The 24890-nt window shown below is 70.5% G+C and carries 19 protein-coding genes; 7 read left to right on the top strand and 12 right to left on the bottom strand.

What is annotated here, in order from left to right; translation table 11 throughout:
* Nucleotides 1-31: 31 nt before the first annotated feature.
* Nucleotides 32-1030, bottom strand: coding sequence for a zinc-dependent alcohol dehydrogenase family protein (locus AC3ANR_RS14585; RefSeq protein WP_488291821.1), 999 nt, complete (start codon nt 1028-1030; stop codon nt 32-34).
* 144 nt (nt 1031-1174) lie between these two features.
* Between AC3ANR_RS14585 and AC3ANR_RS14580 the strand changes: the two genes are divergently transcribed.
* Nucleotides 1175-2047: an N-formylglutamate amidohydrolase gene (locus AC3ANR_RS14580; protein ID WP_488288824.1), complete on the top strand. Its 873-nt coding sequence runs from the start codon at nt 1175-1177 to the stop codon at nt 2045-2047.
* Between the two features lie 377 nt (nt 2048-2424).
* On the opposite strand, the gene AC3ANR_RS14575 is transcribed toward AC3ANR_RS14580, so the two are convergent.
* Entirely contained in the window at nt 2425-3015 is a 591-nt protein-coding gene (locus AC3ANR_RS14575) for a peroxidase-related enzyme (protein ID WP_488288823.1), read from the bottom strand.
* A 161-nt stretch (nt 3016-3176) separates the two neighbouring features.
* Between AC3ANR_RS14575 and AC3ANR_RS14570 the strand changes: the two genes are divergently transcribed.
* Nucleotides 3177-4625, top strand: coding sequence for a catalase (locus AC3ANR_RS14570; RefSeq protein WP_488288822.1), 1449 nt, complete (start codon nt 3177-3179; stop codon nt 4623-4625).
* 316 nt (nt 4626-4941) lie between these two features.
* Here AC3ANR_RS14570 and AC3ANR_RS14565 read toward each other — a convergent pair whose 3' ends face one another.
* The 10 genes from AC3ANR_RS14565 to AC3ANR_RS14520 all read right to left on the bottom strand — a co-directional run bounded on the left by AC3ANR_RS14565 (nt 4942) and on the right by AC3ANR_RS14520 (nt 17230).
* Nucleotides 4942-5427, bottom strand: coding sequence for a MarR family winged helix-turn-helix transcriptional regulator (locus AC3ANR_RS14565; protein ID WP_488288821.1), 486 nt, complete (start codon nt 5425-5427; stop codon nt 4942-4944).
* Between the two features lie 2 nt (nt 5428-5429).
* Nucleotides 5430-7157 carry an acyl-CoA dehydrogenase family protein gene (locus AC3ANR_RS14560; RefSeq protein WP_488288820.1) on the bottom strand — a complete coding sequence of 576 codons (1728 nt, stop codon included), beginning with the start codon at nt 7155-7157 and terminating at the stop codon, nt 5430-5432.
* Between the two features lie 4 nt (nt 7158-7161).
* A complete protein-coding gene (locus AC3ANR_RS14555) occupies nt 7162-8868 on the bottom strand; it encodes a tannase/feruloyl esterase family alpha/beta hydrolase (protein WP_488288819.1) in 1707 nt (568 codons plus the stop codon).
* 19 nt (nt 8869-8887) lie between these two features.
* On the bottom strand, nt 8888-9631 hold the full coding sequence (locus AC3ANR_RS14550; RefSeq protein WP_488288818.1) for an ABC transporter ATP-binding protein: 744 nt from the start codon (nt 9629-9631) through the stop codon (nt 8888-8890).
* Between the two features lie 2 nt (nt 9632-9633).
* Nucleotides 9634-11403: a branched-chain amino acid ABC transporter ATP-binding protein/permease gene (locus AC3ANR_RS14545; protein WP_488288817.1), complete on the bottom strand. Its 1770-nt coding sequence runs from the start codon at nt 11401-11403 to the stop codon at nt 9634-9636.
* On the bottom strand, nt 11403-12440 hold the full coding sequence (locus AC3ANR_RS14540; RefSeq protein WP_488288816.1) for a branched-chain amino acid ABC transporter permease: 1038 nt from the start codon (nt 12438-12440) through the stop codon (nt 11403-11405). The genes AC3ANR_RS14545 and AC3ANR_RS14540 overlap by 1 nt, the downstream gene beginning before the upstream one ends.
* Nucleotides 12441-12623: 183 nt before the next feature.
* Entirely contained in the window at nt 12624-13760 is a 1137-nt protein-coding gene (locus tag AC3ANR_RS14535; protein WP_488288815.1) for an ABC transporter substrate-binding protein, read from the bottom strand.
* Between the two features lie 32 nt (nt 13761-13792).
* A complete protein-coding gene (locus tag AC3ANR_RS14530; protein WP_488288814.1) occupies nt 13793-14557 on the bottom strand; it encodes an SDR family NAD(P)-dependent oxidoreductase in 765 nt (254 codons plus the stop codon).
* A complete protein-coding gene (locus AC3ANR_RS14525) occupies nt 14554-16437 on the bottom strand; it encodes a feruloyl-CoA synthase (RefSeq protein WP_488288813.1) in 1884 nt (627 codons plus the stop codon). The genes AC3ANR_RS14530 and AC3ANR_RS14525 overlap by 4 nt, the downstream gene beginning before the upstream one ends.
* Before the next feature lie 19 nt (nt 16438-16456).
* Nucleotides 16457-17230, bottom strand: coding sequence for a crotonase/enoyl-CoA hydratase family protein (locus AC3ANR_RS14520; RefSeq protein ID WP_488288812.1), 774 nt, complete (start codon nt 17228-17230; stop codon nt 16457-16459).
* A gap of 90 nt (nt 17231-17320) precedes the next feature.
* Here AC3ANR_RS14520 and AC3ANR_RS14515 point away from each other — a divergent pair, with 90 nt between their 5' ends.
* The 5 genes from AC3ANR_RS14515 to AC3ANR_RS14495 all read left to right on the top strand — a co-directional run bounded on the left by AC3ANR_RS14515 (nt 17321) and on the right by AC3ANR_RS14495 (nt 24887).
* A complete protein-coding gene (locus AC3ANR_RS14515; protein ID WP_488288811.1) occupies nt 17321-18184 on the top strand; it encodes an amidohydrolase family protein in 864 nt (287 codons plus the stop codon).
* A 98-nt stretch (nt 18185-18282) separates the two neighbouring features.
* Nucleotides 18283-19812 carry a sensor histidine kinase gene (locus AC3ANR_RS14510; RefSeq protein WP_488288810.1) on the top strand — a complete coding sequence of 510 codons (1530 nt, stop codon included), beginning with the start codon at nt 18283-18285 and terminating at the stop codon, nt 19810-19812.
* 271 nt (nt 19813-20083) lie between these two features.
* Nucleotides 20084-22006 carry a PrkA family serine protein kinase gene (locus tag AC3ANR_RS14505; RefSeq protein ID WP_488288809.1) on the top strand — a complete coding sequence of 641 codons (1923 nt, stop codon included), beginning with the start codon at nt 20084-20086 and terminating at the stop codon, nt 22004-22006.
* A 29-nt stretch (nt 22007-22035) separates the two neighbouring features.
* The gene (locus tag AC3ANR_RS14500; RefSeq protein ID WP_488288808.1) at nt 22036-23349 is read left to right on the top strand and encodes a YeaH/YhbH family protein; all 1314 of its coding nucleotides are present in this window, start codon (nt 22036-22038) and stop codon (nt 23347-23349) included.
* Nucleotides 23346-24887 carry a SpoVR family protein gene (locus tag AC3ANR_RS14495; protein ID WP_488288807.1) on the top strand — a complete coding sequence of 514 codons (1542 nt, stop codon included), beginning with the start codon at nt 23346-23348 and terminating at the stop codon, nt 24885-24887. Before AC3ANR_RS14500 ends, AC3ANR_RS14495 begins: the two co-directional genes overlap by 4 nt.
* Nucleotides 24888-24890 lie beyond the last annotated feature (3 nt).

Raw genomic sequence — 24890 nt, 5'->3', positions numbered from 1 at the left:
TGACAATGCGCAAGCGGGTGCGACGGCGGCGCTAGGGCAGCAGCACGGCCGCGCCATCCACCTCGCCGGCGCGCAGCGCCTGCACCGCCCGCGGCGCATCGGCCAGCGCGAACGGCCGCACATGGGTGCGCAGGTCCAGCTCGGCGGCCAGGCGCAGGAAGTCGTCGCCGTCCTGCCGGGTGAGGTTGGCCACCGAGCGCACCACGCGCTCGCCCCACAGCAGCGCATAGGGGAACGAGGGGATGTCGCTCATGTGGATGCCCGCGCACACGACGGTGCCGCCCTTGCGCGTGGCGCGCAGCGCCGCCGGCACCAGGCTGCCCACCGGTGCGAAGAGCAGGGCGGCGTCCAGCGGCTCGGGCGGCAGCTCGTCGGAGCCGCCCGCCCAGGCCGCGCCCAGGTGGCGCGCGAAGTCCTGGCTGCGGCCGTCGCCCGCTCGCGTGAACGCGAACACCCGCTGGCCGTGGGCCGCCGCGAGCTGGCAGAGGATGTGCGCGGCGGCGCCGAAACCGTACAGGCCGAGGCGGTGCACCTCGCCGCCGGCCAGCCGCCAGGCGCGAAAACCGATGAGCCCGGCGCACAAGAGGGGCGCCGCATGGGCGTCGTCGTAGCGGTCGGGCAGCGCGAAGGCGTAGCGCTCGTCGGCGGCCGCGTACTGGGCGAAGCCGCCGTCGCGGTCGTAGCCGGTGAACACGGGCGTGTCGCACAGGTTCTCGCGCCGGCGGCGGCACGACGGGCAGGTGCCGCACGTGCCGCCGAGCCAGGGGACGCCGACCCGCGCGCCGACGGCGAACCGCCGCGCGCCCGCGCCCAGGCCGACGACGCGGCCGACGATCTCGTGGCCCGGCACCACGTGCGGCCGGTGCGGCGCGAGGTCGCCGTCGATGATGTGCAGGTCGGTGCGGCACACGCCGCAGGCCAGCACCTGCAGCAGCACCTCGCCGGGGCCGGGCGACGGCACGGGCCGTTGCACGGGCAGCAGCCGGCGCGTGGCCGGATCGGCTTCCAGCGCGAGCATCGAGGTGGGCAGCATGGCGGCCCGATGGTGGCGCTGCGGCGTGGCCGGCGGCTTGACGCCGCGCAACCGCGGCGTGCCGGAGCCGCTCGCTGCTTCCGTGTCCGGTCGAGCTTGCCCTCGCACCCTGGACCGCAGCCGCAGGGGTAGAGTCGGGGCATGGTTTCCAACTCCTCGCACGAGGCGGCCCCGTCGATCCGGGCCCTGGCGGGACGCACCGCGCTCGTGTTCGACTCGCCGCACAGCGGCACGCATTACCCCGGTGATTTCGCCTACTGCTGCCCGCTGCCCGAGCTGCGCACGGCCGAGGACACGCATGTCGAGAAGCTCTACGACTTCGCGCCGTCGCTCGGCATCGCGTGGGTCGAGGCGCTCTTTCCGCGCAGCTACCTGGATGCCAACCGCAGCGAACGCGAGGTCGATGTCTCGCTGCTCGACGGGCCCTGGGAAGGGCCGCTCGAGACGGATCCGGTCGCGCTGTCGAAGGTGCGCCTGGGCAAGGGCCTGATCTGGAAGCACACCGACGAGGGCGTGCCGATCTACGAGCGGGCGCTCACGCCGGGCGAAGTGGCCGCGCGCATCGAGCGCTGCTGGCGTCCGTACCACGCCGCGGTGGCCGCGGCCGTCGATGCCGCGCATGCGCGCCACGGCTACAGCCTGCACCTGAACTGCCACTCCATGCCCTCGGTCGCGGCCAGCCACGCCACCGACTTCCCGGGCCTGAAGCACGCGGACTTCGTGGTCGGCGATCGCGACGGCACCACCGCCGACCCGCGCCTGACCGCGCAGCTCGCGGCGTTCCTGCGCGCGCGCGGCTACGAGGTGGAGGTGAACTTCCCGTACAAGGGCGTGGAACTGGTGCGCCGCTTCGGCGACCCGGCACGGCACCGCCACAGCATCCAGCTCGAAGTGAACCGCAAGCTGTACATGGACGAGCGCAGCCTGGAGATGCTGCCGCAGGCCGAGCGCCTGCGGGCGGACCTGCGCGCGATGGCGCAGTGGCTGCTGGAGGTGGACCCGCGGGCGCTTTGAGTGGCGGGGCGGGGAGCGCGGCTCGCGGGGCCCCCTGGGCCCTGGCCCCTGAGCCTGGCCTCCCGTGCCTGTCATCCCGGCGAAGGCCGGGATCCACACGCACCCCCTGTGCCTGTCATCCCGGCGAAGGCCGGGATCCACGGTCGACGCACCGCTGCCTGACCCCCGGAAGTCCCTCCGAGCCACGCCCATGGCCGCAGCGCGGGATCGAGGCTGCTGGACTGGATCCCGGCCTTCGCCGGGATGGCATCTTCCGGGGTGGATCGACCGGTGGCCGGGATGACGACTTCCGGGGTGGATCGACCGGTGCGCAGACGTGGATCCCGGCCTGCGCCGGGATGACGGCCCGGCGGCGCGCTGCGCGCGCCTGGGGGCCGTCACTTCTGCTTCGGCACCCGGCCCATCAGGTAGAACTCGGGATTGGGCTGCATGTCCGAGAAGCTCGCCATGCGGTTGGACAGGCCGAAGAAGGCGGTGATCGCGGCGATGTCCCAGATGTCCTCGTCGTCGAAGCCGTGCGCGTGCAGCGCCTCGAAGTCGGCGTCCTCGACCTCGGCCGAGCGCAGGCACACCTTCATCGCGAAATCGAGCATCGCGCGCTGGCGCGGCGTGATGTCGGCCTTGCGCCAGTTCACCGCCACCTGGTCGGCCACCAGCGGCTTCTTCTCGTAGATGCGCAGGATCGCGCCGTGCGCCACCACGCAGTACAGGCAGTGGTTGGCCGCGCTGGTGGCGGTGACGATCATCTCGCGCTCGCCCTTGGTGAGGCCGCTCTCGCGCCCTACGGTCTCGGGAGTCATCAGCGCGTCGTGGTAGGCGAAGAACGCGCGCCACTCGGCCGGCCGGCGGGCCAGCGCCAGGAACACGTTGGGGACGAAGCCGGCCTTCTCCTGGACCTCGAGGATGCGGGCGCGGATGTCCTCGGGCACCTGCTCGAGCGTCGGGGCGGGGTAGCGGGCGGGGGTCATGCAGGGTCTCCTTGGTCGATGCCGCGAGCGTAGCGCGCGCGCCGCCGGCGGCCTGCCGTGGGAAGAGCCTATCGACGCGATTCGGATAATTGGCTTTATTTATTCTGCTCCGGACCGGACACTGCCGTTCGACGCCTTGCACCCCGATTCCAGGAGCCACGATGAGCCAGCCGACCTTGACCACCGCCGCCGGGATTCCGGTCGCCGACAACCAGAACAGCCTGACCGCCGGCGCGCGCGGACCGATCCTGCTGCAGGACTTCCACCTGATCGAGAAGCTGCAGCACTTCAACCGCGAGCGCATCCCCGAGCGCGTGGTGCATGCCAAGGGCTCGGGCGCCTACGGCACCTTCACCGTCACGCACGACATCACGCGCTACACCAAGGCCAGGTTGTTCGGCCAGGTCGGCAAGCAGACCGAAACCTTCGTTCGTTTTTCCACCGTCGGCGGCGAGCGCGGCTCGGCCGACACCGAGCGCGACCCGCGCGGCTTCGCGGTGCGCTTCTACACCGAGGACGGCAACTGGGACCTGGCGGGCAACAACACGCCGATGTTCTTCATCAAGGACCCGATCAAGTTCCCCGACTTCGTGCACACCCAGAAGCGCGACCCGCGCACCCACCTGAAGTCGGCCGACATGATGTGGGACTTCTGGAGCCGCGCGCCCGAGTCGCTGCACCAGGTGACGATGCTGTTCTCCGATCGCGGCACGCCGGACGGCTACCGCCACATGGACGGCTTCGGCAGCCACACCTTCAGCCTGGTCAACGCGGCCGGCGAGCGCGCCTGGGTCAAGTGGCACTTCAAGACCCAGCAGGGCATCAGGAACCTGTCCGCGGCCGAGGCCGTGCGCCTCGCGGGCACCGACCCCGACTACGCCCAGCGCGACCTGTTCGACGCCATCGCGGCGGGCGACTTTCCGCGCTGGAACGTCTTCATCCAGGTCATGACCGAGCCGCAGCGCATCGAGTGGGAGCAGCGCACGGGCTGGAACCCGTTCGACCTCACCAAGGTGTGGCCGCACCGGGACTTCCCGCGCATCCCGGTCGGGGTGCTGGAGCTCAACCGCAACCCGGACAACTACCACGCCGACGTGGAGCAGGCGGCCTTCTCGCCCGCCAACGTGGTGCCGGGGCTGGGCTACAGCCCCGACAAGATGCTGCAGGGGCGGCTGTTCGCGTACCACGACGCGCAGCTGTACCGGGTGGGCACGAACCACCAGCACCTGCCGGTGAACCGTCCCCGCTGCCCGTTCCACAACCAGCAGCGCGACGGTGCGATGGCGGTCGTCAACGGCGGCTCGGCGCGCAATTACGACCCGGTCAACGGCAACGGCAGCGACGCGCGCGGCTTCGGCCACGGCGATGCGGGCTGGCCGCTCGAGGGCGTGGCGGGTCGCTACGACCCGCGCGGCGCCGAGGACGACTACACCCAGGCCGGCAACCTGTTCCGCCTGCTGCCCACCGACGAGCAGGACCGCCTGACGACGAACATCGCCAACGCGATGCGCGGCGTCACCTCGGCGGCCACCCGCGAGCGGCAGATCGCGCACTTCGGCAAGGCGGATCCGCGTTACGGCGCCGAGGTGGCACGGAAGCTGCAGCGCTGATGCTGGCGGCGTCCCGGGCCTTCCGGGGCCCGGGACGTCGTCCTTGTTTCTTCATGGATGTGATTCGCCGCGGGGACCTTCGGGTGCCCGCGGCATTTTTTCCACCCGAACCTCAAGCGCCATCCGCCATCCGCCATCCGCCATCCGCCATCCGCCATCCGCCATCCGCCGGCGCCGGCGCCGGCGCCGGCGCCGAGTCCGTCCCGCTCGGCGCTTGGCGCTTGGCGCTTGGGTGCCGCCAGCCACCGTCGCTGTCATGCCGGGCTCGACCCGGCATCCAGCCCCGCAGCCCATTCCAGGCGCGGTGCGTCGGCGCTCAACCGTCCTGGTAGATCTTGCGCAGCAGCCGCAGCAAGGTCTTGACCTCCGCCGCCGAGAGCCGGTGCGTGGCCTGCGCCTCCAGCTCGGCCGCCGTGCGCTCGGCCTGGCGCATCAGCTTGATCGCGCCCTGCGTCGGATGCAGCCCCGTGGCGCGGCCGTCGCGCGGATGGGGCTTGCGCGCGATGAGCTCGCGCTTTTCCAGGTTGCCCACCAGGCTCACCAGGTTGGGCGGCAGGATGCCCAGCGTGGTGCACAGCTGGCGCGAGGTGATGCCGGGGTTGTGCACGATCAGCGAGAGCACGGAGAAGTCGACCGGGCGCAGGTTGTACACGGCCATGCGCTCGAGGAACACCTCGATCACCGTCAGGGCGGCGCGGCGCGCGTTGTAGCCGATCAGGCCTTCGAGGAAGCTGGTGTCGACCTGCTCGACGACGGGCGTGTCGTGCGGGGCGTTGGCGGCGTTGGCGGCGGTGCGTGGCATGGTCAGGCGGCTGGCGCGGAGCCGGCAGGCTCCGCTGGGCGGCATTGCGAGCGCACGATGCGCGCCCGCAGCTCGAATTCGGGCAGCACGCGCAGGCGCGCGGCGTGGTGGGCGGCGGCCCAGCGGGGCTGGTCGGCGCCGGGCGTGCGGGCGATGCGGTGCCAGGCCCAGCCCAGCAGGGCCAGGCCGGCGGCGCGCAGGTAGTCGTCGGCGGCGTCGTAGGCCAGCGTGGCGTCCCCGCGCGCGGCGCCGACGAGCGCCGCCGTCAGCTCGCGCAGGGCGTCGAGCCGGTCCAGCACCTCCTGCGAGTCGGGGCAGCCCGGCGCGACGTCGGCGGCCAGCCGGTCGAGCAGCGCGCCGAGCGCGGCGCCGCCGTCGGGCAGCACCTTGCGCACCAGCAGGTCGATGGCCTGGATCTCGTTGGTGCCCTCGTAGATCATCGTCACGCGGGCGTCGCGCACGATCTGCTCGATGCCCCACTCGCGCACGTAGCCGTGGCCGCCGAACACCTGCAGCAGCCGGCTGGCGCCGGTGAAGCCCTGCTCGGTGCACAGCGCCTTGAGCACCGGCGTGACCAGGCTGCACCACTGCTGGGCGGCCTGGCGCGCCTGCGGATCCGGGGCGCGCCGGGCGGCGTCCAGCTCCAGGCCGGTGGCGTAGGCCAGCACGCGCAGCCCGTCGATCCAGGCCCGTTCCGTGTCCAGGATGCGGCGCACGGCGGGGTGCCGGACGATGGGGTCGGCCTCGCCCGGTCCGCGCGCCGCGCCGGGCGCGCGCATCTGGGTGCGCTCGTGGGCATAGGCATTCGCCTTCTGCCAGGCCGCATCGAGCAGGCCGATGCCCTGCAGCGCGACGTGCAGCCGCGCCGCGTTCATCATCACGAACATCGCGGCCAGGCCGCGGCCGGCCTCGCCGACGCGCCAGGCGATCGCGTCGTCGAAGCGCAGCACGCAGGTGGGGCTGCCGTGCAGGCCCATCTTCTCCTCGATGCGCTCGCAGTGGATGGCGTTGCGGCTGCCGTCCTCCAGCACCTTGGAGGTGATGAACAGCGACAGCCCCTTGGGACCGGGTGCCGCGCCCGGCTCGCGCGCGAGCACCAGGTGGACGATGTTGTCGGTCAGGTCGTGCTCGCCGCCGGAGATGAAGATCTTGGTGCCGGCCAGGCGGTGGCTGCCATCGGGCTGCGGGACGGCCTGCGTGCGCGCCAGGCCGAGGTCGCTGCCCGCGTGCGGCTCGGTGAGGCACATGGTGGCGAGCCACTCGCCGCTGGCGATCCGGCCGAGGAAGCGGGCCTTCAGCGCGTCGCTGCCGTGGTGCTTGAGGCACTCGTAGGCGCCGTGCAGCAGGCCCGGCGCCATCGTCCAGCCGTGGTTGGCCGCGCTGAGCTGCTCGTACAACACGCCTTCCAGCACCCAGGGCAGCCCCTGGCCGCCGTCCTCGGGCGCGCAGGCGAGCGAGGGCCAGCCCGCCTGCCAGAAGGCGCGGTAGGCCAGCGCGAAGCCGGGCGGCGTGGTCACGCGGCCGGCCTCGAAGCGGCAGCCGGGGTCGTCGCCCGCCGCCTGCAGCGGCGCGACCACCTCGCGGACGAACCGGGCCGCCTCGTCCAGCACCTGCGCCATCAGCGCCTCGTCGGCCTCGGCGAAGCCCGGCAGCGCCTGCAGGCGCGTGGCCGCGTCGAGGACGCGGAACAGCAGGAAGGCGTGGTCGGCGGGGACGGGGCGGTAGTCCATGGCGTCAGGGCCGGCAGTCGAAGCTGCCGGCGCTCTCCAGGTTCCCGGTGCCGCGGTAGCGCGCGACCAGCGGGTAGGGGCACAGCGGCCGCGAGCGGTCCGGCGCCCAGCCGGCCGGCACTTCGGGGTTGGGCACGGCGCTGCCGGGACCGCGGGCGCGGGCCACCACGGCCCCCGGCGCCTCGCCGGCCTCGACCCAGCGCACCAGCGGATCGAGGAAATCGACCTGGTCGGTGGCGGGGCCGCCGCGGCTGTGGTTCATGCCCGGCACGACGTACAGGCGCGCGTGCTCGCGCGCGGCGCCGCCGTGGGCGGTGGTGAAGTTGTCGTGCCAGCGGATCGTGTCCAGCACGGAGAACACCGGGTCGGCCGCCCCGTGGAAGACGATGAGCTTGCCGCCGGCGGCGACGAAGTCGCGCAGCAGCGGGTCGGGTGGCGCCATGAACGCCAGGGCGGGCGCGAGGCCCGGCACGTCACGGTCGATGTCGAAGCCGAGCACGTAGTCGACCAGCGTGGTGCCCTGGCCCGTCACCTGCGCCGGCGAGGCGGGCGGGGTCGAGAACACGAAGGCCATCGCGACCGCATCGCGCGGCCCGACGCTGTTGACGAACTTCCAGTTGGCCCAGTCGCGCCCGGCCAGGCCGGGGTCGGCCGCCAGGCCCGCGTACACGGGCTGGCCGTCGCGCAGCCGCGGGCCGGCGAGCACGCGGGCGAGGGTGTCCTTCTGGGCCGCCGTCAGGCAGCTGCCGGCGGGCGCATCGGAGGCCGTGCACGTGGGCACGTCGCGCTCGACGCGGAAGGCCGACTCGCACGCCCGCAGGTCGGCGACGATGCCGTCCTGCGCGCCGTCGAGCGCGTCGCAGCGGGCGAGCACGCTGCGCGCCACCAGGGCCATCGCGGGCGGCGGCAGGGACGTTGTCAGGTCGGGGCGGCCGGTGGCGGGATCCGGCCGGGCGATGCGGGCGAACTGCTGGGCGTCCCACAGCTGCGTGGCGGCCGCCAGCGGGAGCCGGTAGCCCGGTGTGCTGACGAGGATGCCGTCGTAGGCGCGCGGCAGGCGCGACGCAGCGACGAAGCCGTGCCGGCCGCCGTTGGAGGTGCCCACGAAGTACGAGCGGTCGGGGGCCTTGCCGTAGTAGGCCGCGACGAGCGCCTTGGCCATCGGGGTGAGCTGTGCGACGGCGTTGTACCCGTAGTCCAGGCGCGCCTGCGGATCGAGCCCGAAGGTGGCACCGCCGATCGGCGTGCTGCGGTCGAAGGCGTGCCCCGCATCGGAGCTGAGGACCGCGAAGCCCGCGAGCAGGCCGTTGCGGGCCGGGCCGCCGCCGAGGATGTCGCCGTAGGCGGGCGTGACGAAGCCGTCGAGGCCGCCGTTGGCCTGGTAGAAGAAGCGGCCGTTCCAGGCCGTCGGCAGGCGCATCTCGAAGCCGATGGCATAGCGCTTGCCGTCCACGGGGCTGGTGCGCTCGTGCATCGCGCCCTTGACGACGCAGTGCTCCGGCATCGGCTGGGCGATGCCCGGCAGCTTCAGCGTGCCGGCCGCCACGCGCTCGGCGGACGCGATACGGGCGCCGGGGTAGGCAAAGCGCGCGGCGAGCGCGTCGCACGCGAGCGCGGGCGCGCTGCCGACGGCGGGGCCACGTGCTGCGGGGGGCGTGCCGGCACAGCCGGCAAGGAGCAGCAGGAACGCTGCGGCGGGCGCGATGCGCATGGCGGACACCTCCGGAAAGTCAGGCCTGGGCGGCCGGCGCGCGCGCCGCGCCCAGGTAGGTCTCGATGACCCGTGGGTCGCCCGCCAGCTGCGCGGCGGGGCCTTCGAGGTGGATCTCGCCGGTCTCGAGCACGTAGCCGTGGTCGGCCACTTCGAGCGCCGCACGCGCGTTCTGCTCGACCAGCAGGATGGACACGCCCTGTTCGCGCAGGCGGCGGATGATCTGGAAGATCTCGCGCACCACCAGCGGCGCCAGGCCCAGGCTCGGCTCGTCCAGCATCAGCAGCTTGGGCTGCGACATCAGTGCGCGGCCCACGGCGAGCATCTGGCGCTCGCCGCCCGACAGCGTGCCGGCCAGCTGCGTGCGGCGCTCCTTCAGGCGCGGGAACAGCGCGTACACGCGCTCCAGCCCGTCGCGCCAGCCCGGCACGCCCAGCTTCATCGGGCGGTAGCCGCCCAGCACCAGGTTGTCCTCCACCGGCATGGTGCCGAACAGCTCGCGCCGCTCGGGCACCAGCGCCAGGCCGAGCATCACGCGGTCCTCCAGCGTGGTGTCGGCCAGGTCCTGGCCGTCGAACACGATGCGGCCGCGCGCGGGCAGCAGGCCCATGAGCGCATTGAGCGTGGTGGACTTGCCGGCGCCGTTGGGGCCGATCACCGTGACCACCTGGCCGGGCGCGAGCTGGAAGTCCAGCCCGGCCAGCACCTCGGCGCGGCCGTAGCCGGCGTGCAGGTCGCGCACTTCGAGAAGGGGCGCCGCCATGCCTAGTGCTCCGTGCCGAGGTAGGCTGCGCGCACCGCGGGACTGGCCTGCACCTCGGCCGGGGTGCCCTCCATCAGGCGGGTGCCGAATTCCATCACCACGATGCGGTCGGTCAGGCCCATGACGAATTCCATGTCGTGCTCCACCAGCAGCAGGCTCATGCCTTCCTGCTTCAACTGCCGCAGCACGCCGGCCAGCGCCTGCTTCTCCTTGTGCCGCAGGCCCGCCGCCGGCTCGTCGAGCAGCAGCAGGGCGGGGTCGGTGCACAGCGCGCGGGCGATCTCCATCAGGCGCTGCGGCCCGAGCGCGAGGTTGCCCGCCAGCTCGTGCATGCGGTCGGCCATGCCGATGCGCACGAGTTGCCGCTCGGCCTCGGCGAACAGCCGCCGCTCCTCCTCGCGGTCCAGGCGCAGCATGGCGCGGGCCGTGCCGGCGTGGCCGCGCAGGTAGCCGCCCAGCGCCACGTTCTCCAGCACGGTCATCTCGGGAATCATCTTCACGTGCTGGAAGGTGCGCGAGATGCCGCGCCGCGCGATCTCGCGCGAGGGCAGGCCGCCGATCGGCTGGCCGCGCCAGCGCACGTCGCCCGAGGTGAGCGACAGCACGCCGGTGATCAGGTTGAAGGTGGTGGACTTGCCGGCGCCGTTGGGGCCGATCAGGCCGACGATGTCGCCGGCGCCGATGTCGAAGCTGACGTCGTTGACCGCCACCAGGCCGCCGAACTCCTTGCGCACCCGCTCCACCTGCAGCAGGGGCTCGCCGCGCGCGGGCTTGTCGCGCACGGGCAGCGGCGCGGCGCCGCCCCAGTCGCGCCGGCGGTCGGCGCGCGGCAGCTTGCGCACGACGAAGGTCCACAGGCCGTCGGGCGCGTACTTGAGCACCACCACCAGCACGATCCCGAAGACGATGGTCTCGAAGTTGCCGCCGCTGCCGATCAGCCGGGGCAGCAGGACCTGCAGCTGGTCCTCCACCAGCTTCACGACCGCCGCGCCGAGGAAGGCGCCCCAGACATGGCCGACGCCGCCCAGCACCGCCATGAACAGGTATTCGATGCCCTTGCCGATCGCGAACGGCGTCGGATTCACGGTGCGCTGGAAGAACGCGAACAGCCAGCCCGAGATGGCCGCCAGCACCGCCGCGATCACGAACACCGTGAGCTTGGCGCGGAAGGTGGAAATGCCCATCGCCTCGGCCATCGTCGCGCCGCCCTTGAGCGAGCGGATCGCGCGGCCGGGGCGCGAATCGAGCAGGTTGGCGCAGCCCCAGGCGGCCAGCAGCGCGATGGCCCAGACCAGCACGTGCAGGCCGCGGCCCGTGCCCAGGTCGGTGCCGAACAGGGTGAGGGTGGGCACGCCCAGGATGCCGTCGTACTTGCCCAGCCAGTCCATGTTGGCCATGGTGTAGTTCAGCGCCAGGCCCCAGGCGATGGTGGCCAGCGGCAGGTAGTGGCCCGACATGCGCAGCGTGATCGCGCCGACGACGAGGGCGGCCACCACCGCCAGGCCCACGCCCACCAGCAGCGCGAGCCAGGGCGAGGCGGACAGCTTGACCGCGAGGAAGGCCGCCGTGTACGCGCCCACGCCGACGAAGGCGGCCTGGCCGAACGAGGTGAGGCCGGCCACGCCGGTCAGCAGCACCAGCCCCAGCGCGACCAGCGCGTACAGGCCGATGTAGATGCCCTGCGTGATCCAGAAGTCGGGCACCGGCAGCGCCGGCAGCAGCAGCATCAGGGCCGCGAAGGCGGGGAACGCGAAGCGTTGCAGGCGGGCCATCAGTGCTCCTCGCCGTGCGGATCGCGCAGTGACCGCCACAGCAGCACCGGCAGGATGGAGGAGAAGACGATCACTTCCTTGAACGAGCTGGCCCAGAACGAGCCGAAGCTCTCGAGCAGGCCGACGCCCAGCGCGCCGACCAGCGCCAGCGGATAGCTGGCCAGGCCGGCGAAGACCGCGGCGACGAAGCCCTTCAGGCCGATCAGGAAGCCGCTGTCGTAGAAGACGGTGGTGGTGGGGCCGATCAGCAGCCCGGACAGCGCGCCGATGAAGGCCGCCATGCCGAACGCCAGCCGGCCGGCGGCGCTGGAGGAGATGCCCATGAGGCGGGCGCCGGCGCGGTTGACGGCCGTGGCGCGCAGCGCCTTGCCGGTGAGAGAGCGCTCGAAGAACAGCCACAGCGCGACGATCAGCGCCAGCGAGGCGACAAAGATGATCAGCGTCTGGCCGCTGACCGCCAGCGGGCCGGCGGAAAAGCGCGCGTCCCAGAAGCTCGGGTTGCGAAAGCCCTCGGCGCCGAAGAAGAACAGGCCCAGCCCGACCAGCGCGAAGTGCACGCCGACCGAGACGATCAGCAGCACGAGCACCGACGCATCGGCCAGCGACTCGTAGGCCAGGCGGTAGATCAGGCTGCCGAACGGCGCCACCAGCGCCAGCGTCAGCAGCGCCTGCACGACGAGCGGGAAGTTGCGCGGCGCGGCCCAGACCGCCACGGCCGAGGCGAGCACCGGCCAGGCCAGCGTGCGCAGCGCCTGCAGCGCCAGGCGCCGCGGCGGCACGTGGTGCCGCACGCCATGCCACAGGTCGGTGAGCGTGGCCAGCACGGCCAGCACGAGCAGGAACCAGACCGTTCCGGGGACCTTGCCGGTCTGGAACAGGGCCAGGGTGAGCGCGCCGAACGCGACGAACTCACCCTGGGGAATGAAGATCACCCGCGTGACGGCGAACACCAGCACCGTCGCCAGTGCGAGCAGCGCGTAGACCGCGCCGTTGGTCAGGCCGTCGAGCGCGAGGATGCCGGCGATCGAGAAGTCCATCGGTGTCTTTTCCCTCCCTGTCCGGGGAGGGTGGGGTGGGGGCAGCGGGCGTGGGTCCGGGCTCTTGCCGGGAAGTGGATCCCGGCCTGCGCCGGGAACTGGATCCCGGCCTGCGCCGGGAACTGGATCCCGGCCTGCGCCGGGATGACGTTCTGCGGCCGGCTGGCGCCGGCCTTCAGAACGTCACTTCTCCACGACGAACTTGCCGTCGGCCACCTTGAGCATCACGCCCGTCTCGTTGGTGTAGCCCCAGTGGTCGTCCTTGGTCCAGTTCATCACGCCGTGCGCGAACACGGTGCGGCCCATGGTCTCCATCGCGTCGCGCAGCGCGCCGCGGAACTCCGGCGTGCCGGGCTTGCCCTTCTTCAGCGCGACCGGGACGATCTTCTCCATCACGATCTGGAAGTCGTAGGAGTGGCCGGCGAACTGGTTGCGCGAGCCGGGGCCGTTGGCCTTCTCGAACTTGGTGACGAAGTCGACCGCCGCCTTCTTGGACGGATGGCTGTCGGGCAGCTGCTCGGCCACCACGGCCGGGCCGGACACCACGAACGTGCCCTCGACGTCCTTGCCGCCGATGCGCACCAGGTCGGGCGTGGCCGCGGCGTGCGTCTGGTAGATCTTGCCCTTGTAGCCGCGCTCGACGATGGCCTTCTCGGGCATCGCCGCGCCGGAGCCGGAGGCGACCACGACCATCGCGTCGGGGTTGGCCGAGGCGAGCTTGAGCGCCTGCGGCGTGACGCTGGTGTCGGTGCGGGCGAAGCGCTCGCTGGCCACCAGCTTCATGCCGTTCTTCTCCAGCTCGGGCTGCAGCGCCTTGAGCCACAGCTCGCCGTAGGCGTCGGTGTAGCCCAGGAAGCCGACGGTCTTGATGTTCTGCTTCTTCATGTGCTGGACCATCGCGTGGGCCATCACGTCGTTGCCCTGCGGCAGGCGGAACAGCCAGTGGTCCTGGCCGGCCGGCACGCCCACGGGCGAGGCAGCGACCTGCAGCGTCTTGTTCTCGGCGGCCACGGGCGCCATGGCGGCGGCGACCGGCGTCAGGCACGAGCCCAGGATGACGTCGACCTTGTCCTCGGTGACCAGGCGGCGCGTGTTGCTCACGCCCTTGCCCGGGTCGCTGGCGTCGTCCAGGACGATCAGGTTGACCTTCTCGCCGGCGATCTCCTTGGGGAAGAGGGCCAGCTGCTTTTGCATCGGGATGCCCAGGCCCGAGCCGGGGCCGGTGAGCGAGAGCACCACGCCGACGTTGATGTCGGCCAGGGCGGTGCCCGCGGCCGCGAGCGACACGGCGGCGGCGATGAGGGTGCGAACGAGCTTCATGTGCTTGTCTCCTTGGTTGAAATCGGTTCTTGTCAGCGCGGCGCCATGCGCAGGGCGCCGTCCAGGCGGATCACCTCGCCATTGAGGTGGGTGTTGGTGACGATATGGCAGGCGAGCTGGGCGAACTCTTCGGGTTTGCCCAGGCGCGGCGGGAAAGGGATCGACGCCGCCAGCGACTGCTGCACCGCCTCGGGCAGCTGCTTCATCAGCGGGGTGGCGAACAGGCCGGGGGCGATGGTGCAGACCCGGATGCCGTGCTGCGCGAGGTCGCGCGCCATCGGCAGCGTCATGCCGACCAGCCCGCCCTTGGACGCGCTGTAGGCCTGCTGGCCCACCTGGCCGTCGAACGCGGCGACCGAGGCGGTGAACATCATCACGCCGCGCTCGCCGTCCTCCAGCGGCGCCAGCCTGGCGCACTCGGCCGCGAACAGCCGGCTGGCGTTATAGGTGCCCACCAGGTTGACGTTGATCACGCGGGCGAAGTCGTCCAGCGGCGCGGCGCTGCCGTCCTTCTGCACCACGCGCCTGGCGGTGCCGATGCCGGCGATGTTCATCAGGATGCGGGCCGGGCCGTGCGCGGCCGCCGCCTTGGCGATCGCCGCCTGCAGGCTGTCGGTGCTGGTGATGTCGCACTGGCAGGCGACGCCGCCGATCTCGGCGGCCACCTGCTCGGCCTGCGCCAGGTTGACGTCGAGCACGGCGACGCGGGCGCCCAGGCGGGCCAGCTCGCGCGCGGTGGCCTCGCCGAGGCCGGAGGCGCCGCCCGTGACCAGCGCGGCCTGTCCCTGGATGTTCATCGCGTGCCTCCTTGCGGCTTGAGGGTGAAGGGCAGGGCGTCGTCGTGCAGCGCCTGCACCATCGCGTCGCGGTGCTTGAGCACGGCGCGCTGGTTGATCGAGCCCTTGTCGGTGACCTCGCCCTTGTCGATCGAGGGCGACTCGTGCATCAGGTGCAGCCGCGCGACGCGGTTGGCGCTGCCGGTCGCCTGGCGGGCCAGTTCGTCCACCACGTGCTGGAAGTGCGCCTGCACCGGCGCGCTCTCCAGCACGGCCTGCAGCGGCGCGCCGTCGGGCAGGCCGGCCAGCTTGCGCACCGCGGGCGTCGGGAAGATGAGCGCGCCGACCTCGTTGCAGTTCAGGCCCGTGATCACCGCGTCCTGCACGTACGGGGCGCCGGCGGCGATGATCCTAGCGCGCAGCGGGCCGACGCTGACGAAGGTGCCGGTGGCCAGCTTGAAGTCCTCGGCGATGCGGCCGTCGAAGCGCAGGCCCAGGTGGTGGTCGGCGTCGTCGATCCACAGGACGGCGTCGCCGGTGCGGAAGAACCCCTCCTCGTCGAAGGCTTCGGCGGTGGCCTGGGGCGCGCGCCAGTAGCCCGGCGTGACGTTCGGGCCCTTGTAGCGGACCTCGGTCTTGCCGTCGACGGGCACCAGCTTCAGCTCCATGCCGGGGCAGGGCAGGCCCAGGTGGCCCGAGCGCACCTGCGGGTTGGTGACGAACACCGCGAACGGCGACGACTCGGTCATGCCCAGGCCCGTGCCCATCACCACGCGCTCGCCGATCTCGGCCTCCTGCACCTCGTGCAGCAGGTCCCACACGGGCTGGGCGAGCGCGGCGCCGGCATAGAAGAACATGCGCACCCGCGACAGCAGGTTGCGGCGCAGCTCGGCGTCGGTCTTCATCGCCTGCGCGATCGCCTCGAAGCCGGTGGGCACGTTGAAGTAGACGGTGGGGGCGATCTCGCGCAGGTTGCGCAGCGTCTCCTGCACCAGCGCCGGGGTCGGCTTGCCGTCGTCGATGTACAGCGAGCCGCCGTTGTAGATCACCAGGCCGACGTTGTGGTTGCCGCCGAAGGTGTGGTTCCAGGGCAGCCAGTCCACCAGGACCGGCGGCTCCTCGGCCAGCACCGGCATCGACTGGCGCATCTGCTGCTGGTTGGCGCACCACATGCGGTGCGTGTTGATCACCGCCTTGGGCAGCTTGGTCGAGCCCGAGGTGAACAGGAACTTGGTGATCGTGTCCGGACCGGACGCCTGCATCGCGCGCTCGACGGCGTCGGTGGGCGCGGTGTCCAGCAGCGCCGCCCACGGGGTGGCGCGGCGGCCCGGCACCTCGCCGGCGGCCAGCACGACCTCGACCTCGGGGCCGACGGTGGCGGCGATCGCCTTGGCATAGCGCGCGCCGTCGGCCGCGAACACCAGCCCGGGCGTCAGCGTGTCCAGCACGTGGCGCAGCTTGTCGTAGTCCTGGCTGATGGTCGAATAGGCGGGCGAGACCGGGCAGTGCGGGATACCCGCGTACAGGCAGCCGAGCGCCATCAGCGCGTGCTCGAGGCTGTTTTCGCTCAGGATGGCCACCGGCCGCTGCGCCGACAGGCCGCGATCGACCAGCGCCTGGCCGATGCTGCGCGCGGCGGCCAGCGCCTGGCCGTAGGTGACGCGGCGCCACTCGCCGGTGCTGCCGTCGGCGCGGCGCTCGCGGCGCGCCATGAACAGCCGGTCCGGATCGACGCTCGCCCAGTGCACCAGGCGGTCGGTCATGCGGTGCGCGAAGGGTTCCAGGTCCTGCTCGGCACGCAGGTACTGCACGCCGTCGTCGCCGCGGCGCAGCTGCGCGCGGGTGACGCCGAAGGTCAGCGGCCGGTAGCGGGGGGCCGCGGTGGCGGTTGTCTCGTCCATCTCTTGCTGCCGGGCGTGTTCAGTTCTTGGCGACCTTGTCCGCCCGGCCTTCGAGGAAGGCGCGCACGCGCTCCTTGGCCTCGGGGGCGCTCTGCACGATGGCGGACATGAGGGCTTCAGTGAGGAATCCCTGGTCGGCGGGCTGCTCGGCGATGCGCGGCAGCGCGTGCATCAGGGCGTAGTTGGTCAGCGGCGCGTTGCGCGCGACGCGCTCGGCGATCTCGATCGCCTTGGCCAGCGCCTGGCCCTGGGGCACCAGGTACTGGGCGAAGCCGGCGCGCTCGCCGTCCTGCGCGTTGTAGACGCGGCCGGTCATCATCATGTCGGTCATGCGCGCCACGCCGATCAGGCGCGGGATGCGCACCGAGCCGCCGCCGCCGACGAAGATGCCGCGCGAGCCCTCGGGCAGCGCGTAGAAGGTGCTCTCGTCGGCCACGCGGATGTGGCACGACGATGCGAGCTCCAGGCCGCCGCCGACCACCGCGCCGTGCAGGGCCGCCACCACCGGCACCGGCCCGTACTGCACCTGCTCCAGCGCGGCGTGCCACATGCGCGAGTGGTGCATGCCCTGGCCGGCGTCGCGCTCCTTGATCTCGGACAGGTCCAGGCCGGCGCAGAAGTGGTCGCCGTCGCCGTCGATGACGGCGGCGCGCACCGAGGCCGGCAGGTTCTGGAAGGTGTCGCGGATGGCGAGGATGAGGGCGTCGTTGAGCGCGTTGCGCTTTGCCGGACGGTTGAGGCGCACGATGGCGATGTCGCCGCGGTGCTCGATCTGCAGGTCTGGAATGCTCATGGCGGTTTGCGGTGTCGGGGGATTATTTGTTATAAACAATAATCAAAACAAGCCCGTCGCACTAGGGCTAACCCTAGCCGGAGACACGCCATGGACCACGCCAACCTGATCGCGATCGACATCCACACGCATGCCGAGGTGAGCTGCTGGAACCCGTTCGACAACTACGGGGAAGAGTACGACCGCGCCGCCGACAAGTACTTCAGGAACGCGCGCCGCCCGACCATTGCCGAGACGATCGCGTACTACCGCGAGCGCAGGATCGGCCTGGTGATGTTCACGGTCGACAGCGAGTCCCAGCTCGGCCGCCGGCGGATCCCGAACGAGGAGATCGCGCAGGCCGCGCGCGAGAACGCCGACATGATGATGGCCTTCGCCAGCATCGATCCGCACAAGGGCAAGATGGGCGCGCGCGAGGCCGAGCGCCTCATCAAGGAAGAAGGCGTCAGGGGCTTCAAGTTCCACCCGACGGTGCAGGGCTACCACCCCTACGACCGGATGGCCTGGCCGATCTACGAGGTGATCGCCGCCCACAAGCTGCCGGCCATCTTCCACACCGGCCACAGCGGCATCGGCTCGGGCATGCGCTGCGGCGGCGGGCTGCGCCTGGAGTACAGCAACCCGATGCACCTGGACGACGTGGCCATCGACTTCCCGGACATGCAGATCGTGATGGCGCACCCGAGCTTCCCGTGGCAGGACGAGGCGCTGTCGGTGGCCACCCACAAGCCCAACGTCTGGATCGACCTGTCCGGCTGGAGCCCGAAGTACTTTCCGAAGCAGCTCGTGCAGTACGCCAACACGCTGCTGAAGGACCGCGTGCTGTTCGGCAGCGACTACCCGCTGATCACGCCCGAGCGCTGGATGAAGGACTTCGAGGAGGCCGGCTTCAAGCCCGAGGTGATGCCCGGCATCCTCAAGGGCAATGCGGTGCGCCTGCTCGGGCTGGCTTAGGCGATTTTCCTAACTGCGGCTGAGCTGGCCGCGGTACGCTGTCGGCCCCTGCCGCGCCGGTGCACGCGGGCGTGCAGCGTGTCCGTCCAATGTCCGGTTTGCCGCCAGCCCTTCCTCCCCTTCCTGTCCCGCCCGCAGCCGACGAGCAGCTGGCGGCCGCGACCTCCATGCTCGAGATCGCCGCCCGCATGGGGCGGCTGGCGGCCTGGTCGTGCGACACCGGCGGCCAGCTGGTGTGGTCGCCCGAGGTCCACGCGATGCTGGACCTGCCGCCCGACCACCGGCCCACGCTCGAGGAGGCGCTGGCCTTCTATGCGCCACCCTCGCGCGAGCTGGTGCGGGCGTGCTTCCGGGCCTGCCTGAACGACGGCATGCCGTTCGACATCGAGGCGGCGGCCACCACGGCGACGGGGCGGCCGATCCACGTGCGCACGATCGGCCAGGCGCAACGCGGCGCCGACGGCGCCGTGCTGCGCATCCACGGCGCCTGCCAGGACATCACCGAGGCCCGGGCGGCGGTCGAGAACACGCGGCGCCTGGCCGACCGGCTGGCGACCACGCTGGAGACGCTGACGGACGCGTTCTTCACCATGGACACGCAGTGGCGCGTGAACTACCTGAACGCCGAAGCCGAGCGCATGCTGCGGCTGGACCGCGGTACGGCGCTCGGCAGTTCGCTGTGGGAGCTGTTCCCCGACCTGGCCGGCACCGCCATCGAGGCGCAGTACCGGTGGGCCGTGACGCACCAGCAGGCGGTGCAGTTCGACGAGTACTACGAGCCGTTCGGCATCTGGGTGCGCGTGAAGGCCTACCCCTCCATGCAGGGCCTGGCGGTCTACGTGCGCGACGTGACCGAGAAGGTCACCGCCGAGCGCGAGGTGTTCCGGCTGAACGCCGAACTGGAGGAGCGCGTGCGCAGCCGCACGCAGCAGCTGGAGGCCGCCAACCGCGAGCTGCAGGCCTTCGCGTATTCCATCGCGCACGACCTGCGCGCGCCGCTCAGCACCATCGACGGCTTCAGCCGCGTGCTGCTCGAGCGGCTGCAGGACCGGCTGGACGACCGGGACCGCCACTACCTGGGGCGCATCCGCCATGCGGTGCTGCACATGGGCGAGATCTCCGACGGGCTGCTGGCGCTGGCCCACCTGTCGCGAACGCCGCTGCGCGACGAGCCCGTGGACCTGGCCGAGCTGGCGCGGCGCGCGCTGGCCGGCTGCCAGGACCGCGAGCCCGATCGCCACGTCGATGTCGTGATCGCGCGCACGCTGCCGGTGCGTGGCGACCCGCGCCTGCTCGCGGAGCTGGTCGAGAACCTGGTCGGCAACGCGTGGAAGTTCACCTCGCGCACCGCGATGGCGCGCATCGAGGTGGGCTGCGAGACCGTGGCGGGCCAGGTGTGCTGGTTCGTGCGCGACAACGGTGCGGGCTTCGACATGGCGCACGCCGGCAAGCTGTTCAAGGCCTTCCAGCGCATGCACCCGGCGGCGCAGTTCGAGGGCACCGGCATCGGGCTTGCGATCGTGCACAAGATCGTCGAGCGGCACGGCGGCCGCATCTGGGCGCAGGCCGCGCCGGACCAGGGCGCGAGCTTCCATTTCACGCTGCGGCATCCGCCCGCGGCGAGCTGATCTCGAACACTTCTTTGTGCCGCAAACCGCGGCACCACGCAAGCAGATTTACGTGCCGCGCGCGGCGTGTTGCGCGCGTGCACGCACTCGATGACAGGGCATTCACCGAGCAACTTTTGCGCTTCATTTTTCTCTATGGTTCACCTACATTGAAGTCCGACGTTCGCCTACAGGAGCAGGGTGCCTCAGCAAGGGCCCTGCGCTAAAGTGATTGAACATCACCGGCGTGCAGCGGCAGCCACCGGGACCGACCGTAGCCCAAGGAGTTCTCATGGATGTGGTTCGCAATTTCCTGGCACGTTACGAGCAGACGCGCGAGGAGGAGATGTCGCTCGAGGAGTACCTCGAGTCGTGTCGCAAGGACCCGCTGGTGTACGCCACCGCGGCCGAGCGCATGCTGGCGGCCATCGGTGAACCGGAGATGATCGACACGCGGCACGACCCGCGCCTGTCGCGCATCTTCGGCAACAAGATGATCCGCATCTATCCCGCCTTCAAGGATTTCTACGGGATGGAAGAGCCGATCGAGCAGGTCGTCTCGCACTTTCGCCACGCGGCGCAGGGCCTGGAGGAGAAAAAGCAGATCCTCTACCTGCTCGGCCCCGTGGGCGGCGGCAAGTCCTCGATCGCCGAGCGCCTGAAGCAGCTGATGGAGCAGGTGCCCTTCTACGCGATCAAGGGCTCGCCGGTGAACGAGTCGCCGCTGGGCCTGTTCAGCAACGACGAGGACGGCCCGCTGCTCGAGCAGCAGTTCGGCATCCCGCGCCGCTACACCCAGCGCATCATGTCGCCGTGGGCCGTCAAGCGGCTGGAGGAATTCGGCGGCGACATCCGCAAGTTCAAGGTCGTCAAGCGCTACCCCTCCATCCTCAAGCAGGTGGGCATCGCCAAGACCGAGCCGGGCGACGAGAACAACCAGGACATCTCCTCGCTGGTGGGCAAGATCGACATCCGCAAGCTGGAAAGCTACGCGCAGGACGACCCGGACGCCTACAGCTACTCCGGCGGCCTGTGCCTGGCCAACCAGGGCCTGCTCGAATTCGTCGAGATGTTCAAGGCGCCTATCAAGGTGCTGCACCCGCTGCTGACCGCCACCCAGGAAGGCAACTTCAAGGGCACCGAGGGCTTCGGCGCGATCCCGTTCGACGGCATCGTGATGGCGCACTCCAACGAGAGCGAGTGGAAGGCGTTCAAGAACAACAAGAACAACGAGGCCTTCCTCGACCGCATCTACATCGTCAAGGTGCCGTACTGCCTGCGCGTCACCGAGGAAATCAAGATCTACGACAAGCTGGTTCGCAACTCGTCGCTCAAGGACGCCGTCTGCGCCCCGGGCACGCTGAAGATGATGGCCCAGTTCTCGGTGCTCACGCGCCTGAAGGAGCCGGAGAACTCCAGCATCTTCTCCAAGATGCAGATCTACGACGGCGAGAGCCTGAAGGACACCGACCCCAAGGCCAAGAGCTACCAGGAGTACCGCGACTACGCCGGCGTCGACGAGGGCATGACCGGCATCTCCACGCGCTTCGCGTTCAAGATCCTGTCCAAGGTCTTCAACTTCGACAGCAACGAGATCGCCGCCAACCCGGTGCACCTGATGTACGTGCTGGAGCAGCAGATCGAGCGCGAGCAGTTCCCGCCCGAGGTCGAGCAGAAGTACCTGTCGTACATCAAGGAGCACCTGTCGGCCCGCTATGCCGAGTTCATCGGCAAGGAGATCCAGACGGCGTACCTGGAGTCGTACTCCGAGTACGGCCAGAACATCTTCGACCGCTACGTCACCTACGCCGACTTCTGGATCCAGGACCAGGAATACCGCGACACCGACACCGGCGAGATCTTCGACCGCGCGGCGCTCAATGCCGAACTGGAGAAGATCGAGAAGCCCGCCGGCCTGTCCAACCCGAAGGACTTCCGCAACGAGATCGTCAACTTCGTGCTGCGCGCGCGCGCCAACAACGCCGGCAAGAACCCGGTGTGGACCAGCTACGAGAAGCTGCGCACGGTCATCGAGAAGAAGATGTTCTCCAACACCGAGGACCTCCTGCCCGTGATCAGCTTCAATGCCAAGGCCAGCGCCGACGAGCAGAAGAAGCACGAGGACTTCGTCAACCGGATGGTCGAGAAGGGCTACACGCACCGCCAGGTGCGCCTGCTCTGCGAGTGGTACCTGCGCGTTCGCAAGAGCTCATGACCTGACCCGACAAACAGGAACCCCTGTCCGTGGCCTCCAGCAACACGACGGAGCGCTCGGCGCTCCACCAGGTGATCGACCGCCGGCTGTCCGGCAAGAACAAGTCGATCGGCAACCGCGAGCGGTTCCTGCGCCGCTACCGCGAGCAGATCCGCGATGCGGTGCGCAAGGCCGTGGGTGACCGCAGCATCCACAACATCGAGGACGGGGCCGACATCAGCCTGCCCAAGCGCGACGTGTCGGAGCCGGTGTTCAACCACGGGCCGGGCGGCTCGCGCGAGATGGTGCACCCGGGCAACCAGGAGTACGTGCGCGGCGACCGCATCCCGCGCCCGCGCGGCGGCGGCGCCGGGGGCGGGGGCAGCGGCGCGTCGCCCGACGGCACCAGCGAGGACGACTTCACCTTCCGCATCACGCGGGAGGAGTTCATGAACTACTTCTTCGACGACCTGGCGCTGCCGCGGCTGATCCGCACGCAGCTGCTGGCCGACGCGCCGGAGTGGAAGTCCCGCCGCGCCGGCTTCGTCTCGGAAGGCAACCCGACCAGCCTGCACGTCGTGCGCTCGATGCGCGTGGGCCTGGCCCGTCGCATCGCGATGGGCGGCGACGCCCGCCGCCAGCTGCGCCTGGCCGAGGAGCACCTGCAGGTGATCGAGGCGCGGGCCGACACGCCGCCGGCGGAGATCGCCGCGCTGAAGGCCGAGATCGAGGAATTGCGCCAGCGCCTCAAGCGCGTGCCGTTCCTGGACCCGTTCGACCTGCGCTTTCGCCACCGCATCCGCGAGCCGCTGCCCACCAGCAAGGCGGTGATGTTCTGCCTGATGGACGTCTCGGGCTCGATGGACGAGGCGCGCAAGGACCTGGCCAAGCGCTTCTTCATCCTGCTGTACCTGTTCCTCACGCGCCACTACAAGCAGACCGACGTCATCTTCATCCGCCACCACACGCAGGCGGCCGAGGTGCCGGAGGACGAGTTCTTCCACGCCACGGAGTCGGGCGGCACGGTGGTGTCCAGCGCGCTGATCCTGATGCACGAGATCATCCGCGAGCGCTACATGGGCAGCGAGTGGAACATCTACGGCGCCCAGGCCTCGGACGGCGACAACTGGCAGCAGGATTCGTCCAAGTGCCGCGACCTGCTGGACGCCAAGCTGCTGCCGTTGTGCCGCTACTTCGCCTACGTGCAGGTGGCCGACGAGGACCAGAACCTGTGGGAGGAATACACGCGCGTGCGTGACGGCAACGCCAACTTCGCGATGCAGAAGATCGTGACGCCGGCGCAGATCTTCCCGGTGTTCCGGGACCTGTTCAAGAAGTCGCCGATGGGAGCCACCGCATCATGAGCGCCCTCGTCCACGAGCCGCCGGTGCGCGGCGCCAACCGGCTGCCCAGCGCCTCCGACTGGACCTTCGAGCTGATCGAGGAGTACTTCGCCGCCATCCGCAAGATGGCCGAGCGCTTCAAGCTCGACACCTACCCGGTGCAGCTGGAGGTCATCTCGGCCGAGCAGATGCTCGATGCCTACGCCTCGGTCGGCATGCCGGTGAACTACCGGCACTGGTCGTTCGGCAAGCAGTTCATCTCCAGCGAGAAGAACTACCGCCGCGGCCACATGGGCCTGGCCTACGAGATCGTCATCAATTCCGACCCGTGCATCGCCTACCTGATGGAGGAGAACACGCTGCCGATGCAGGCGCTGGTGATGGCGCATGCGTGTTTCGGCCACAACTCCTTCTTCAAGGGCAACTACCTGTTCCGGATGTGGACGGACGCCTCGTCCATCGTCGACTACCTGGTCTATGCCAAGGCCTACATCGCCGAGTGCGAGGAACGCCACGGCCTGGAGGCGGTCGAGGAGGTGCTCGACGCCTGCCATGCCCTGATGAACTACGGGGTCGACCGCTACCGCCGGCCGCAGAAGATCAGCATGGTCGAGGAGGAGCAGCGCCGCAAGGAGCGCGAGGCCTACCTGCAGCAGCAGATCAACGACCTGTGGCGCACGCTGCCGCGCCAGCCCGGCAAGCAGTCCAAGCAGGAGCGCCGGCGCTTTCCCGAGGAGCCGCAGGAGAACATCCTGTACTTCATCGAGAAGAACGCGCCGCTGCTGGAGCCCTGGCAGCGCGAGGTGGTGCGCATCGTGCGCAAGGTCGCGCAGTACTTCTACCCGCAGCGCCAGACCCAGGTGATGAACGAGGGATGGGCCACGTTCTGGCATTACACGCTGCTCAACACCATGTACGACGAGGGGCAGCTGGCCGACGGCTTCATGATCGAGTGCCTGTCCTCGCACACCAACGTGGTGTTCCAGCCGCCGGTGACCGATCCGCGCTACTCGGGCATCAACCCGTATGCGCTGGGCTTTGCGATGTTCAGCGACTTGAAGCGCATCAGCATGGAGCCGACCGACGAGGACCGGGAGTGGTTCCCCGACATCGCCGGCAACGGCGACTGGCTCAAGACGATCGACTACGCGATGCGCCACTTCAAGGACGAGAGCTTCATCGGCCAGTACCTGTCGCCCAAGTTGATGCGCGACTTCCGCTTCTTCAACATCGTCGACGACGCCAGCCAGCGCGAGCTGGAGGTCGCCGCCATCCACGACGACCTGGGCTACCGCCGCGTGCGCGAGGCCCTGTCCAAGCAGTACGACCTGAACTGGCGCGAGCCGAACATCCAGGTCTGGAACGTCAACCTGCGCGGCGACCGCTCACTGACGCTGCGCCACATGCGCCACCACGACCGCCCGCTCGACAACAATGCCGAGGAGGTGGTCAAGCACGTGGCGCGCCTGTGGGGGTTCCGCGTGCGGCTGGAGAGCGTGGACAGCCACGAGCGCGTCCTGCAGCACTGGGAAGTCACTCCCCCGCAGAACCACCACTGAGCG

It is taken from the genome of Ramlibacter sp. JJN2-2R (genome assembly GCF_057747835.1).
The sequence above is the reverse complement of the archived record's forward strand: the minus strand, read 5'-3'. Positions and strand labels throughout refer to the sequence as shown.